Raw genomic sequence first — 12,152 nt, forward strand, 5'->3', positions numbered from 1 at the left:
CTACCGACGCTCCCCGCCGAGACCGCGGCTGAGCACGAGGGCCTCGTCCCTGCTGGAGGCACCGAGCTTGCGGTAGACGTGGCGCAGGTGGGTCTTGGCGGTGTTGACCGACATCCCCAGCGCGGCGGCCACGCCGGCGGGCCCGGCGCTGTCCTGCAGGGCGGCGAGCACCTGCAGCTCGCGGGCGCTGAGCTCGCTCGGCACCGCGGGCGCTGAGGGGAGGGGCTGCGTCCGCTGCGCCTCGGTGGTGGACGGCAGGGGCCGCAGGGCGAGCAGCTCGGGGTCGTTGCCCGCGAGCGCGCCGAAGATCTCGGGGCTGATGAGGGCGAAGGGACGGCGCTGCCCGGTCTCGTACGCGATCCGCACCCCCCGCGCGAAGCGGCGGCGCGCGGCAGTCCCCTGTCCGAGCCGGAAGAGCGCCGCGGCGATGATGAGCTCGTTGATGAGGCGGCTGCGGGCCGTCATCCGCCTGTCCCCGAGGTCGCGGGCGGCGACGTCGATGGCCTCCTGCTCCCGCCCCTGGGCGTGGAGGAGGTAGGCGCGGGTGGAGCTGGAGACGAAGCCGTCGACGAGCCGGTCGAGCACCTGCTCGGCGACGTCCACCATCCCGCCGGCCACGAGCAGCTCGACCAGCTGGGTCCCGATCGTCGACTCCGCGATGCCGCCCGGCTCGAGGTGCCGCAGCGCGGCGCGCAGCTGCCCGACCGCCCGCGCCTGGTCCTCCGGGGTCCCGTACACCGAGGCGTACAGGCCACGGGCGTGGATCGCCAGGGCCCAGAGCTCGTCCCGGCGTCCCGGCTCCACGATGTCCGCCACGGCCTCGTGCACCTCGGGGCGCATCCCGTCGATCGTGGCGATCGCGCGCATGATCCGCCCGCCCACCCGCACGAGCCTGCTCACCTCGTCGTCGTCACCGCCCGCGATGACGTCGGCGAGCTCCTCGTCCTCCAGGAGCCGCAGCGCGAGGTCGGTCTCCCCGTGGAAGGTCTTGGCGGTGAGCATACCGCCGATGCCCAGCAGCCGGGCGGTGCGGTCGTCGTGGCGCACGCCGTGGTCCCGGACCCGCTCGAAGGCGTAGGCGGCGGCCTCCTGCTCGCCCGCGAAGACGGCGGCGAGTCCGGACTGGATGAGGATGTGGACCTCGTCGGTGGTCTCCTGCATCTCCTGCCAGCGCTGCCTCACGGCCGCGTCGACGAAGTGGGCACCGGTGGGTGTCCACTCGCTGACCTCCGTCTCGGCCGAGGGCGCCATCCGCGGGAGGTGGCGGCGTATCACCTGCAGCCGGGGGTCGCCGTCGGCGATCTCCCGGGGGAAGGCGCCGGCGAGCTCGATGAGCCGGTGGGGGTGCTGGGTGAGGAGCGTGGACCACTCCTCCTCGATGATCCGCAGCGCGGTGTCCCACTCCTGGGCGCGGACGGCGTGACGCAGCACCCCGACGGGCCCCTCCTCCTGTGCCGCGAGGGCCATGAGAGCGATGTGCACCTCCCGCTCCAGGTGCGGGTGGAGCTCGAGCGACACGCGACGCAGCGCGTCGCGGATCGCGGGCGGGTAGGCGTAGCGCAGGCCGTCGACCGTCTCCCGCTCGCGCAGCAGCCCGCCCACGCGCAGGTTGCGCAGCTCCCGCAGCGCCGTCCCGTCCGGGACGATGGCGCGCGCAGCAGCCGCCGAGAACTCGTCCGGGATCGCGGTGCGCATGAGGAACTCGCGCAGCGCCGTCGAGCGCACGTCCGCCAGGAGGGCCTCGATGAAGCCGTCGACGGTGCCGGGGTCCACGGCGGCCTGGTGCCCTCCGACGACGGCGGCCGCGACGCAGGTCCGGACCGCGGCGGGCCAGCCGCCGAGCTCCATCGCGAGCTCCGCGGCCTCGTCCACCGTCATCGTCACGCCGTGCCGCTGGGCGAGGGCGAGGACGTCCTCGGCCTGCATGGCGAGGTCCGCGGGACGCACGACGGTGAGGTCGACCGAGAGGGCGCCCGTGGTCTCCAGCGCCCGCAGCGAGCGGGTGGAGACGACGAGCTCGAGGGCGGCACTGGAGCGCACGAGCTCGAGGAGCTCGTCGTCGATCTCGCTGCGGCCGTCCAGGTGACCGGCCTCGTGGTAGTTGTCGACGATGAGCCGCAGCGGCTCCTCGTGCCGCAGCAGCGCCCCGAGCACCGCGGCGCGGTCCGCGTCGTCCTCCGCCTCGCGCGAGTCGTACCCGTCGAGGTCGGCGGCGGTCAGTGCCGCGCGCAGCGTGGCCCAGAACCCGGGGGCCAGGCGCGAGCCCTCGTCGAGGGGGACGTAGACGGTGGGGACGCCGTCGTCCTCGCCCGTGAGCCACTCGACGAGCGCGGTCGTCTTCCCGAAGCCGCGCGGGCCGCGCAGGACGGTCAAGGGCGCGCGGGAGCCCAACGCGTCCAGGACACGCGGCGCCACGAAGGCGGCGCGACTGGCGCGAGGGAGGGGTCCGTGAACCCGCCGCCCCAGGCGATTCATGCCCGTATCATGACAGAGGGGCGACCGGCACGTTCCGTGTTTGGAGCTCGGCCGCTCCACCGTCCGCCGCGGTGAGCACCCAGATGCCGTCCTCGGTGAGCGCCACGGAGTGCTCCCAGTGGGCCGCCCGGGCGCCGTCGGCGGTCACGACGGTCCAGTCGTCGGCCAGGACGCGCGTCTCGATGGTGCCGCGGGTGAGCATCGGCTCGATCGCCAGGCACATCCCCGGGCGCAGCTTCGGCCCGCGCCCGGAGGCGCGGTAGTTGAGGACGTCCGGCGGCTGGTGCATGGCGCTGCCGATGCCGTGGCCCACGTAGTCCTCGATGATGCCGAGGGGCTCGTGGCCTGCGGCCACGTGCGCGGCGACGGCGTCCTCGACGGCCTCCCCGACGACGTCGAGCCGGCCCCCGCCCGCCAGGGCCGCGATGGCGTCCCACATGGCGGTGCGGGTCGCCTCGCTCAGTGCGTGGTCACGCGGGTCACCCTCACCGAGGACGACGGTGAAGGCGGCGTCACCGTGCCAGCCGTCGACGACGGCGCCGCAGTCGAAGGAGACGACGTCGCCGTCGGCGAGGACGCGCTCCCCCGGGATGCCGTGGACGACCTCGTCGTTGACGGAGATGCACACGTGCGCCGGGTAGCCGTGGTAGCCGAGGAAGTTCGACCGCGCACCGGCGCGGTCGAGGACCTGCCGGGCGACGTCGTCGAGCTCGGCGGTGGTCCGCCCGGGTGCCGCGGCCTCCCGGAGCGCCGCGTGGATGTCGGCGACGACGAGGCCCGCGCGGCGCATGACCCGGATCTGCTCCGGGGTCTTGTACTCGATGCGTTCGCGCATCAGCTCGCGTTCAGCGCAGCGAGCAGACGCTCGGTGACCTCCTCGACGGCACCGATCCCGTCGACCCGCACGAGCAGCCCGCGCTCGGCGTAGTGGTCGGCCAGGGGTGCGGTCTGGTCGTGGTAGACCTCGAGGCGGCGACGGATGACGACGTCGGTGTCGTCGGCGCGGTTCTGCTCGGCCGCGCGGCCGAGGAGACGCTGCACGACGACCTCGTCGTCCGCGGTGAGCTCGACGACGGCGTCCAGGGACGTCCCGCTCGCCTCGAGCATCGCGTCGAGCTCGCGGACCTGGTCCAGGGTGCGGGGGTAGCCGTCGAGCAGGAAGCCGTCAGCGGCGTCCTCCTGGGCCAGGCGGTCCCGGACCATGTCGTTGGTGATCTCGTCGGGCACGTACTCCCCGGCGTCCATGTACCGCTGCGCACGCTGCCCGAGCTCGGTGCGCCCGGCGACGTTGCTGCGGAAGATGTCGCCGGTGGAGATCGCCGGGATGCCGAGCGTGGAGCTCAGCCGGGTGGCCTGGGTGCCCTTGCCCGCTCCGGGCGGGCCGAGGAGGACGAGGCGGCGGCTCATCGGAGGAACCCCTCGTAGTGACGCTGCTGGAGCTGGGAGTCGATCTCCTTGACGGTCTGGAGACCGACGCCCACGACGATGAGGATCGAGGTGCCGCCCAGGGCGAAGCCGACCGTGTCGGGCAGGTTGAGGGCCGCGAACACGATGACCGGGAAGATCGCGATGAGCGCGAGGTACAGCGCGCCCGCGGTCGTGATCCGGGTGATGACGTACTGGAGGTACTCCGCCGTCGGGCGCCCCGCGCGGATGCCCGGGATGAAGCCGCCGTAGCGCTTCATGTTGTCCGCGACGTCGTCGGGGTTGAAGGTGATCGACGTGTAGAAGAACGCGAAGAACAGGACGAGGACGAAGTAGATCGCCATGTAGAGCGGCGCCGTGGGCGACAGGAGGTTGAGACTGACCCACTGCACCCAGCCCTCGCTCTGGTCGCCGAACTGGGAGAACAGGCCGGGCAGCGCGAGGAGCGAGGAGGCGAAGATGACCGGGATGACACCGGCCATGTTGATCTTGATCGGGATGTAGGTGCTCGACCCGCCGTACATGCGCCGGCCCACCATGCGCTTGGCGTACTGGACGGGCACGCGACGCTGGGACTGCTCGACGAAGACGACGAGCAGGGTGATGACGAGGAGCAGCGCGATCACGATCGTCACGTTCGCGACGCCGTTCGCGGCGCCGCCGACCGACCACAGCGCCGACGGGAAGCCGGCCGCGATCGAGGTGAAGATGAGCAGCGACATGCCGTTGCCGACACCGCGCTCGGTGATGAGCTCGCCCAGCCACATGATGAGGCCCGTGCCCGCGGTCATGACGATGATCATGATGACGATCGTCATGATCGAGTCGTTGGGGATGAGCGGGACGGAGCAGCCGGGGATGAGGTTGCCGCTGCGGGCCATCGTGATCATCGTCGTCGACTGGAGGACGGCGAGGAAGATCGTGAGGTACCGGGTGTACTGCGTGAGCTTGGCCTGCCCCTGCTGGCCCTCCTTCTGCAGCGCCTCGAAGCGCGGGATGACCACGCGCAGCAGCTGGGTGATGATGCTCGCGGTGATGTAGGGCATGATGCCCAGCGCGAAGATCGACAGCTGCAGCAGGGCGCCGCCGGAGAAGAGGTTGACGAGGCCGAGGAGGTCGTTCGTGCTGCCGACGGCCTCGAGACACTGCTGCACGTTCGGGTAGGAGACCCCCGGGGTGGGGATGACGGACCCGAGGCGGAAGATCGCCATGATCCCCAGCGTGAAGAGCAGCTTGCGCCGCAGGTCCGGCGTACGGAACGCCTGGGCGAATGCGCTGAGCAATCTTCCTCCTGCAATGGTGACGACGGCGGGCGACATAGCCCGCGTCGGCGGTCTGGACCGCAACGTACTGTACCTGTTCCGCGACGTGGCCTGTGCCACGTCCCGGGAGCACGAACGGGCGGCCCGGTGTCCGGACCGCCCGTTCGTCGGCGACTCAGGCCTGGGTCAGGGACCCGCCTGCTGCCTCGATCTTCTCCTGCGCCGAGACCGACCACGCGTTGGCCACGATGTCGAGCTTGACGGTGATCTCACCGCTGCCCAGCACCTTGACCAGCTGGCCGGAGCGCACGGCGCCCTTGGCGACGAGGTCGTCGACCGTCACGGAGCCACCCTCGGGGAAGAGAGCGGACAGACGGTCCAGGTTGACGACCTGGTACTCGACGCGGAAGGGGTTCTTGAAGCCGCGGAGCTTGGGCAGCCGCATGTGCAGCGGCATCTGCCCACCCTCGAAGCCGGCCGGCACCTGGTAGCGGGCCTTGGTGCCCTTGGTGCCGCGACCCGCGGTCTTGCCGCGCTTGCCGCCCTCACCGCGTCCGACGCGGATCTTGGCGCTCTTGGCGCCGGGGGCGGGACGCAGGTGGTGCACCTTGAGGGTGCGTGCCTGCTCGGGAGTCTGCTTGGACTCTGCCATGGTTACTTGACCTCCTCGACGGAGACCAGGTGGGCCACCGTCGTGATCATGCCGCGGACCTCGGGGCGGTCCTCACGCACGACGCTCCGGCCGATCCGGCCCAGACCGAGCGTGCGCAGGGTCTGGCGCTGGTTCTCCTTGCCGCCGATCGCGGACTTCGTCTGCGTGACCTTGAGCTGTGCCATCACGCACCGACCTTCCCGGCAGCCTCAGCCTGCTTCTCCTCGCGCGCCTGCGCCTCGCCTGCTGCGCGGTTGCGCAGCATGACGGCGGGGGCGACACGCTCGAGCGGCAGACCACGGCGGGCCGCGACGGACTCGGGCTGCTCGAGGTTGCGCAGCGCCTGAGCGGTGGCGTGCACGATGTTGATCGCGTTCTCCGAGCCGAGCGACTTGCTCAGCACGTCGTGGATCCCGGCGCAGTCGAGGACGGCGCGGACCGGACCGCCGGCGATGACGCCGGTACCCGGGGCTGCGGGGCGCAGGAAGACCACGCCTGCCGCGGCCTCGCCGGTGACGGCGTGCGGGATCGTCTTCTGGATCATCGGGACGCGGAAGAAGTTCTTCTTCGCCTCCTCGACGCCCTTCGCGATCGCGGCCGGCACCTCCTTGGCCTTGCCGTAGCCGACGCCGACCGTCCCGTTGCCGTCCCCGACGACGACGAGAGCGGTGAAGCTGAAGCGACGACCACCCTTGACGACCTTGGAGACGCGGTTGATCGTGACGACGCGCTCGATGAACTCGTTCCTCGGCTCGGCGGCGCCGCGACGGCCCTCGCCCCGGCGACCGCCGGAACGCTCGCCGCCGGCGGCGGGGCCGGCGCCGGTACCGGAACCGGTCCTGCTTCGCTGCGGTGCAGCCATCAGATGTTCCTTTGCTCTCGTACGTTCACGCTGGTCACAGGGCGAGCCCGCCCTCACGGGCGCCGTCGGCGACGGCGGCCACGCGGCCGTGGTACCGGTTGCCGCCGCGGTCGAACACCGCAGACTCGACACCGGCAGCCTTGGCCCGCTCGGCGACGAGCTCGCCGACGCGACGCGCCTTGGCGACCTTCTCGTCGTCCGACGCCCGCAGGTCGGCCTCGAGGGTCGAGGCAGACGCGATGGTGGTGCCGCTCGTGTCGTCGACCAGCTGCGCGACCATGTGGCGCGAGGAGCGGGTGACGACCAGGCGCGGACGCTCGGCCGTGCCGGAGACCTTCTTGCGGACTCGGAGGTGACGGCGCCCGCGAGCGGCGTTCTTGCCCTTGCCCTTGACGGACAGTGCCATCACTTACCTGCCTTTCCGGCCTTGCGGCGGACCTGCTCGCCGGCGTAGCGCACACCCTTGCCCTTGTAGGGCTCGGGCTTGCGGATCTTGCGGATGTTCGCGGCCAGCTCGCCGACCTGCTGCTTGTCGATCCCGGAGACCGTGAGCTTGGTGGGGGCGTCGACGGTGACCGTCACGCCCTCCGGCGGCTCGATGACGACCGGGTGGGAGAAGCCGAGCGCCAGCTCGACGGCGGAACCCTTGGCGACGGCGCGGTAACCCGTGCCGACGATCTCGAGCTTGCGCTCGTAGCCCTGGGTGACGCCCGTGACGAGGTTGGCGATGAGCGTGCGGGTGAGGCCGTGCAGCGAACGCGACTCGCGCTCGTCGTTCGGCCGGGTCACGACGATCGCACCCGCGTCGTCGCGAACGACGGCGATGGGGGCGGGAACGGTGTGGCTGAGGGTGCCCTTGGGCCCCTTGACGGTCACGACCGAGCCCTCGATGGTGACGTCGACACCTGCGGGGACCGGGACGGGGACCTTTCCGATACGGGACATGTCTCTACTCCTTCCCGGCTACCAGACGTAGGCGAGGACTTCCCCGCCAACGCCCTTGGTCTGTGCCTCGCGGTCGGTGAGCAGACCGGAGGAGGTGGACAGGATCGCCACGCCCAGCCCGCCGAGAACTCGGGGCAGGTTGGTGGACTTGGCGTACACGCGCAGTCCGGGCTTGGACACGCGGCGCACACCGGCGAGCGAGCGCTCGCGCTGGGGGCCGAACTTCAGCTGGAGCGTGAGGTTCTTGCCCACCGGGGCGTCCTCGACGTCCCAGCCGGCGATGTAACCCTCGGTCTTGAGGATCTCGGCGATGTTCTGCTTGAGCTTCGAGTACGGCATGGTCACCGACTCGTGGTACGCCGAGTTGGCGTTACGCAGACGCGTGAGCATGTCTGCGATGGGGTCAGTCATTGTCATCGGGCCTCGGCCCTTCCTCGTCGGGGTTTCCTACGGGACCTACGACGTAGTCGTTTACCAGCTGCTCTTCGTGATGCCGGGGAGCTGGCCGGCGAGGGCCATCTCCCGCAGGCAGATCCGGCACAGGCCGAACTTGCGGTAGACCGAGTGCGGACGGCCGCACCGCTGGCACCGGGTGTAGGCGCGCACCGCGAACTTGGGCTTGCGGTTCGCCTTCTGGATCAGGGCGGTCTTCGCCACGTCAGTTCTCCTTGAACGGGAAGCCGAGGTGCTTGAGCAGCGAGCGGGCCTCGTCGTCGGTCTTGGCCGTGGTGACGACCGTGATGTCCATGCCGCGCACGCGGTCGATCTTGTCCTGGTCGATCTCGTGGAACATCGACTGCTCGTTGAGACCGAAGGTGTAGTTCCCGTTGCCGTCGAACTGCTTGGGCGAGAGCCCACGGAAGTCGCGGATACGGGGCAGGGCGATCGACAGCAGGCGGTCGAGGAACTCCCACATGCGGTCGCCGCGCAGCGTGACGTGGGCGCCGATGGGCTGACCCTCACGCAGCTTGAACTGGGCGATCGACTTGCGGGCCTTGGTCACCTGCGGCTTCTGGCCGGTGATGAGAGCCAGGTCGCGGATCGCGCCCTCGATGAGCTTGGAGTCGCGTGCTGCGTCCCCCACGCCCATGTTGACGACGATCTTGGTCAGACCGGCGACCTGGTTGACGTTCGGGTGCTGGAACTCCTCGCGGAGCGCGGGGAGGATGTCCTCGCGGTAGCGCAGCTTGAGGCGCGGGCTCGTTGCGGTGGTGGTCTCGCTCATGTCAGATGTCCTTACCGGAGCGCTTGGCGACGCGGACACGCTGCGTGCGCTCCACGCCGTCGCGCTCGACCGTCTCGGTGCGGATCCCGACCCGGGTGCCCTTCTTGGTCTCCGGGTCGACGACCATGACGTTGCTGGCGTGGATAGCCGCCTCGATGGTCTCGATGCCACCCGTCTTGGCGCCGCGGCCGGACTGACCGACCTTGGTGTGGCGCTTCATGCGCTGCACACCCTCGACGACGACGCGGTCACGCTCGACGTCGACCTCGAGGACACGGCCCTGCTTGCCCTTGTCGCGGCCTGCGATGACGACCACGAGGTCGCCCTTCTTGATCCGAGCCATCTCAGATCACCTCCGGAGCCAGGGAGACGATGCGCATGAACTTCTTGTCGCGCAGCTCGCGGCCCACGGGGCCGAAGATGCGGGTTCCGCGCGGCTCGCCGTCAGCCTTGAGGATGACGGCGGCGTTCTCGTCGAAGCGGATGTAGGAACCGTCGGGGCGACGACGCTGCTTGGCAGCGCGCACGACGACGGCCTTGACGACGTCGCCCTTCTTGACGTTGCCGCCGGGGATGGCGTCCTTGACGGTGGCGACGATGACGTCACCGATACCGGCGTAGCGCCGGCCGGAGCCTCCGAGCACACGGATGCACAAGATCTCCTTGGCACCGGTGTTGTCGGCGACCTTCAGTCGCGACTCCTGCTGGATCATTCGATGTACTCCTGTCGTCGAGCCGGTTCTCAGCCGGAGCTGAGCCTTGCCGAACGGATGGGGGGCTGGTGGGCTACTTGGCCTTCTCGACGATGTCGAGAAGTCGCCAGCGCTTGGTCGCGCTCAGCGGCCGCGTCTCCATGATGCGGACGAGGTCACCGACGCCGGCCGAGTTGGCCTCGTCGTGCGCCTTGACCTTGCTCGTGCGGCGGATGACCTTGCCGTACAGCGGGTGCTTGACGCGGTCCTCCACCTCGACGACGACGGTCTTGTCCATCTTGTCGGACACCACGTAGCCACGGCGCACCTTGCGGTCGTTGCGCTCCTGCGTGGTGGTCTCTTCGGTGTTCTCGCTCATGGCCTCGATCACTTCTCGCTGCTGGGCGCGGTGCGGATGCCGAGCTCGCGCTCGTGCACGATGGTGTAGATACGGGCGATGTCGCGACGCACGGCCTTGAGCCGACCGTGGTCCTCGAGCTGCCCGGTGGCCGAGGAGAAGCGCAGCTTGAACAGCTCCTCCTTGGCCTTCGCGAGCTCTTCAGCCAGGGTCTCGTCGGTCATCCCGTCCAGGTCGAACGGAGTCAGGCCCTTGGAACCGATAGCCATCAGCCTTCACCACCCTCACGGCTCACGAAACGAGTCTTCATGGGGAGCTTGTGCTGCGCGCGGGACAGGGCCTCGCGTGCCAGCTCCTCGGGGACACCGGCCAGCTCGAAGAGCACGCGGCCGGGCTTGACGTTGGCGACCCACCACTCGGGCGAGCCCTTGCCGGAACCCATGCGGGTCTCAGCCGGCTTCTTGGTCAGCGGGCGGTCGGGGTAGATGTTGATCCACACCTTTCCACCACGCTTGATGTGCCGGGTCATGGCGATACGGGCGGCCTCGATCTGCCGGTTGGTGACGTACGCGGGCTCGAGAGCCTGGATCGCGAACTCGCCGAAGGCGATCTCGGTGCCACCCTTGGCCACGCCGGAGCGCTTGGGGTGGTGCTGCTTGCGGAACTTGGTCCGCCGGGGGATGAGCATCTCGCTCAGGCCTCCGTTCCTGACTCGGCGGGGGCTGCGGCCTGCTCGGCAGGCGCGCCCTCGGTCTGCTCGGCCTGGCGAGGACCACGGGCGCCCTCGGGCCGGCGGCCACGAGGACGGTCGGCGCCGCCACGCTCGCCGGCGCGGCCACGGCCACGCGGGGTGGCGTCGGCCTGCTCGCGGGCGAACTCACGCTCGGTCTGGTCGCCCTTGTAGATCCACACCTTGACGCCGATGCGCCCGAAGGTGGTGCGGGCCTCGAAGAAGCCGTAGTCGATGTTCGCGCGGAGGGTGTGCAGCGGCACGCGGCCCTCGCGGTAGAACTCGGAGCGGGACATCTCGGCGCCGCCGAGACGGCCGGAGCACTGCACCCGGATGCCCTTGGCGCCGGCGCGCTGGGCGGACTGCATGCCCTTGCGCATCGCACGACGGAAGGACACGCGGCTGGCGAGCTGCTCGGCGATGCCCTGGGCGACGAGCTGAGCGTCGATCTCGGGGTTCTTGACCTCGAGGATGTTCAGCTGCACCTGCTTGCCCGTGAGCTTCTCCAGCTCACCGCGCAGGCGGTCGGCCTCGGCGCCGCGGCGGCCGATGACGATGCCCGGACGCGCGGTGTGGAGGTCGACGCGGACCCGGTCACGGGTGCGCTCGATGTCGACCTTGGAGATGCCGGCGCGCTCAAGCCCCGAAGCCATGAGCTTGCGGATGGCGACGTCCTCGCGGACGTAGTCGCGATACCGCTGCCCGGGCTTGGTGCTGTCTGCGAACCACCGCGAGCGGTGGTCAGTGGTGATGCCGAGCCGGAACCCGGTCGGGTTGACCTTCTGACCCACTATCGGGTCCTCCCCTTCGTTCCAGCGGCGGATGAGCTCGCGCCGACCTTGCTGTCGTCGCCCACGACCACGGTGATGTGGCTCGTGCGCTTGAGGATCCGGCTCGCGCTGCCCTTGGCCCGGGGCCGGAAGCGCTTGAGCGTCGGTCCCTCGTCCACGAATGCCGCGCTGATGACGAGAGCGTTCTCGTCGAACGCCTCACCGGCCTGGTCGGCCTTGACGCGAGCATTGGCGATCGCGCTCTCCACGACCTTACGCACCGTCTCGGCTGCCGCCTGAGGGGCGAACCGCAGCACGGTCACGGCCTCAGAGGCGCGCTGACCGCGGATGGTGTCCACGACGCGCCGAGCCTTGAGGGGCGTGACGCGCACGTATCGCGCCTGCGCCTTGGCTTCCATCATTCCTGCCTTACTTGTCGGATGTGCGGGTTGCTGGGTCACCAGACGCCTCAGCGGCGTCGGGCCTTGCGGTCGTCCTTGTCGTGCCCGCGATAGGTGCGGGTCGGGGCGAACTCCCCCAGCTTGTGGCCGACCATCGACTCGGTGATGAAGACCGGGACGTGCTTGCGGCCGTCGTGCACCGCAAAGGTGTGGCCCAGGAAGTCGGGCGTGATGACCGACCGGCGGGACCAGGTCTTGATGACGTTCTTGGAGCCCGTCTCGTTGGCCGTGTCCACCTTCTTGAGCAGGTGGCCGTCGACGAAGGGACCCTTCTTGAGGCTGCGAGGCATCTCGT

General features: G+C 70.1%; 20 protein-coding genes. All 20 read right to left on the reverse strand.

Annotated elements, in window-relative coordinates; all coding sequences use genetic code 11:
- Positions 1-2,373, reverse strand: coding sequence for a helix-turn-helix transcriptional regulator (locus H9624_RS04705; RefSeq protein WP_251838713.1), 2,373 nt, complete (start codon positions 2,371-2,373; stop codon positions 1-3).
- Positions 2,374-2,482: 109 nt separating this feature from the next.
- Positions 2,483-3,310: a type I methionyl aminopeptidase gene (gene map / locus H9624_RS04710; RefSeq protein ID WP_251838714.1), complete on the reverse strand. Its 828-nt coding sequence runs from the start codon at positions 3,308-3,310 to the stop codon at positions 2,483-2,485.
- Positions 3,310-3,882, reverse strand: coding sequence for an adenylate kinase (locus tag H9624_RS04715; RefSeq protein ID WP_251838715.1), 573 nt, complete (start codon positions 3,880-3,882; stop codon positions 3,310-3,312). The genes map and H9624_RS04715 overlap by 1 nt, the downstream gene beginning before the upstream one ends.
- Positions 3,879-5,183: a preprotein translocase subunit SecY gene (gene secY / locus H9624_RS04720; protein ID WP_251838716.1), complete on the reverse strand. Its 1,305-nt coding sequence runs from the start codon at positions 5,181-5,183 to the stop codon at positions 3,879-3,881. The genes H9624_RS04715 and secY overlap by 4 nt, the downstream gene beginning before the upstream one ends.
- A gap of 154 nt (positions 5,184-5,337) precedes the next feature.
- Positions 5,338-5,814: a 50S ribosomal protein L15 gene (gene rplO / locus H9624_RS04725; protein ID WP_251838717.1), complete on the reverse strand. Its 477-nt coding sequence runs from the start codon at positions 5,812-5,814 to the stop codon at positions 5,338-5,340.
- A 2-nt stretch (positions 5,815-5,816) separates the two neighbouring features.
- Entirely contained in the window at positions 5,817-5,999 is a 183-nt protein-coding gene (gene rpmD, locus H9624_RS04730; RefSeq protein WP_110852546.1) for a 50S ribosomal protein L30, read from the reverse strand.
- Positions 5,999-6,676: a 30S ribosomal protein S5 gene (gene rpsE / locus H9624_RS04735; protein WP_251838718.1), complete on the reverse strand. Its 678-nt coding sequence runs from the start codon at positions 6,674-6,676 to the stop codon at positions 5,999-6,001. The genes rpmD and rpsE overlap by 1 nt, the downstream gene beginning before the upstream one ends.
- A 34-nt stretch (positions 6,677-6,710) precedes the next feature.
- Entirely contained in the window at positions 6,711-7,082 is a 372-nt protein-coding gene (gene rplR, locus H9624_RS04740; protein WP_251838719.1) for a 50S ribosomal protein L18, read from the reverse strand.
- Positions 7,082-7,621 carry a 50S ribosomal protein L6 gene (gene rplF, locus H9624_RS04745; protein ID WP_251838720.1) on the reverse strand — a complete coding sequence of 180 codons (540 nt, stop codon included), beginning with the start codon at positions 7,619-7,621 and terminating at the stop codon, positions 7,082-7,084. The genes rplR and rplF overlap by 1 nt, the downstream gene beginning before the upstream one ends.
- 18 nt (positions 7,622-7,639) lie before the next feature.
- Positions 7,640-8,038 (reverse strand): 30S ribosomal protein S8, encoded by a 399-nt coding sequence (gene rpsH, locus H9624_RS04750; RefSeq protein WP_110852542.1) that lies wholly within the window; start codon positions 8,036-8,038, stop codon positions 7,640-7,642.
- A 54-nt stretch (positions 8,039-8,092) separates the two neighbouring features.
- Positions 8,093-8,278 (reverse strand): type Z 30S ribosomal protein S14, encoded by a 186-nt coding sequence (locus H9624_RS04755; RefSeq protein ID WP_110852541.1) that lies wholly within the window; start codon positions 8,276-8,278, stop codon positions 8,093-8,095.
- 1 nt (position 8,279) lies between these two features.
- A complete protein-coding gene (rplE, locus tag H9624_RS04760; protein WP_251838721.1) occupies positions 8,280-8,846 on the reverse strand; it encodes a 50S ribosomal protein L5 in 567 nt (188 codons plus the stop codon).
- Between the two features lies 1 nt (position 8,847).
- The gene (rplX, locus tag H9624_RS04765) at positions 8,848-9,189 is read right to left on the reverse strand and encodes a 50S ribosomal protein L24 (protein ID WP_152187621.1); all 342 of its coding nucleotides are present in this window, start codon (positions 9,187-9,189) and stop codon (positions 8,848-8,850) included.
- 1 nt (position 9,190) lies between these two features.
- Positions 9,191-9,559 (reverse strand): 50S ribosomal protein L14, encoded by a 369-nt coding sequence (gene rplN / locus H9624_RS04770; RefSeq protein ID WP_110852538.1) that lies wholly within the window; start codon positions 9,557-9,559, stop codon positions 9,191-9,193.
- 73 nt (positions 9,560-9,632) lie between these two features.
- Positions 9,633-9,917 carry a 30S ribosomal protein S17 gene (gene rpsQ, locus H9624_RS04775; RefSeq protein WP_152187619.1) on the reverse strand — a complete coding sequence of 95 codons (285 nt, stop codon included), beginning with the start codon at positions 9,915-9,917 and terminating at the stop codon, positions 9,633-9,635.
- 8 nt (positions 9,918-9,925) lie between these two features.
- A complete protein-coding gene (gene rpmC, locus H9624_RS04780) occupies positions 9,926-10,165 on the reverse strand; it encodes a 50S ribosomal protein L29 (RefSeq protein WP_110852537.1) in 240 nt (79 codons plus the stop codon).
- The gene (gene rplP / locus H9624_RS04785; RefSeq protein WP_110852536.1) at positions 10,165-10,584 is read right to left on the reverse strand and encodes a 50S ribosomal protein L16; all 420 of its coding nucleotides are present in this window, start codon (positions 10,582-10,584) and stop codon (positions 10,165-10,167) included. Before rplP ends, rpmC begins: the two co-directional genes overlap by 1 nt.
- Positions 10,585-10,589: 5 nt before the next feature.
- Positions 10,590-11,417 carry a 30S ribosomal protein S3 gene (gene rpsC, locus H9624_RS04790; protein WP_251304047.1) on the reverse strand — a complete coding sequence of 276 codons (828 nt, stop codon included), beginning with the start codon at positions 11,415-11,417 and terminating at the stop codon, positions 10,590-10,592.
- A complete protein-coding gene (gene rplV / locus H9624_RS04795; protein WP_110852534.1) occupies positions 11,417-11,815 on the reverse strand; it encodes a 50S ribosomal protein L22 in 399 nt (132 codons plus the stop codon). Before rplV ends, rpsC begins: the two co-directional genes overlap by 1 nt.
- Before the next feature lie 50 nt (positions 11,816-11,865).
- A complete protein-coding gene (gene rpsS, locus H9624_RS04800; protein ID WP_110852533.1) occupies positions 11,866-12,147 on the reverse strand; it encodes a 30S ribosomal protein S19 in 282 nt (93 codons plus the stop codon).
- Positions 12,148-12,152 lie beyond the last annotated feature (5 nt).

Source organism: Oceanitalea stevensii (genome assembly GCF_014837105.1).
Taxonomy (GTDB): Bacteria; Actinomycetota; Actinomycetes; order Actinomycetales; family Actinomycetaceae; genus Oceanitalea; species Oceanitalea stevensii.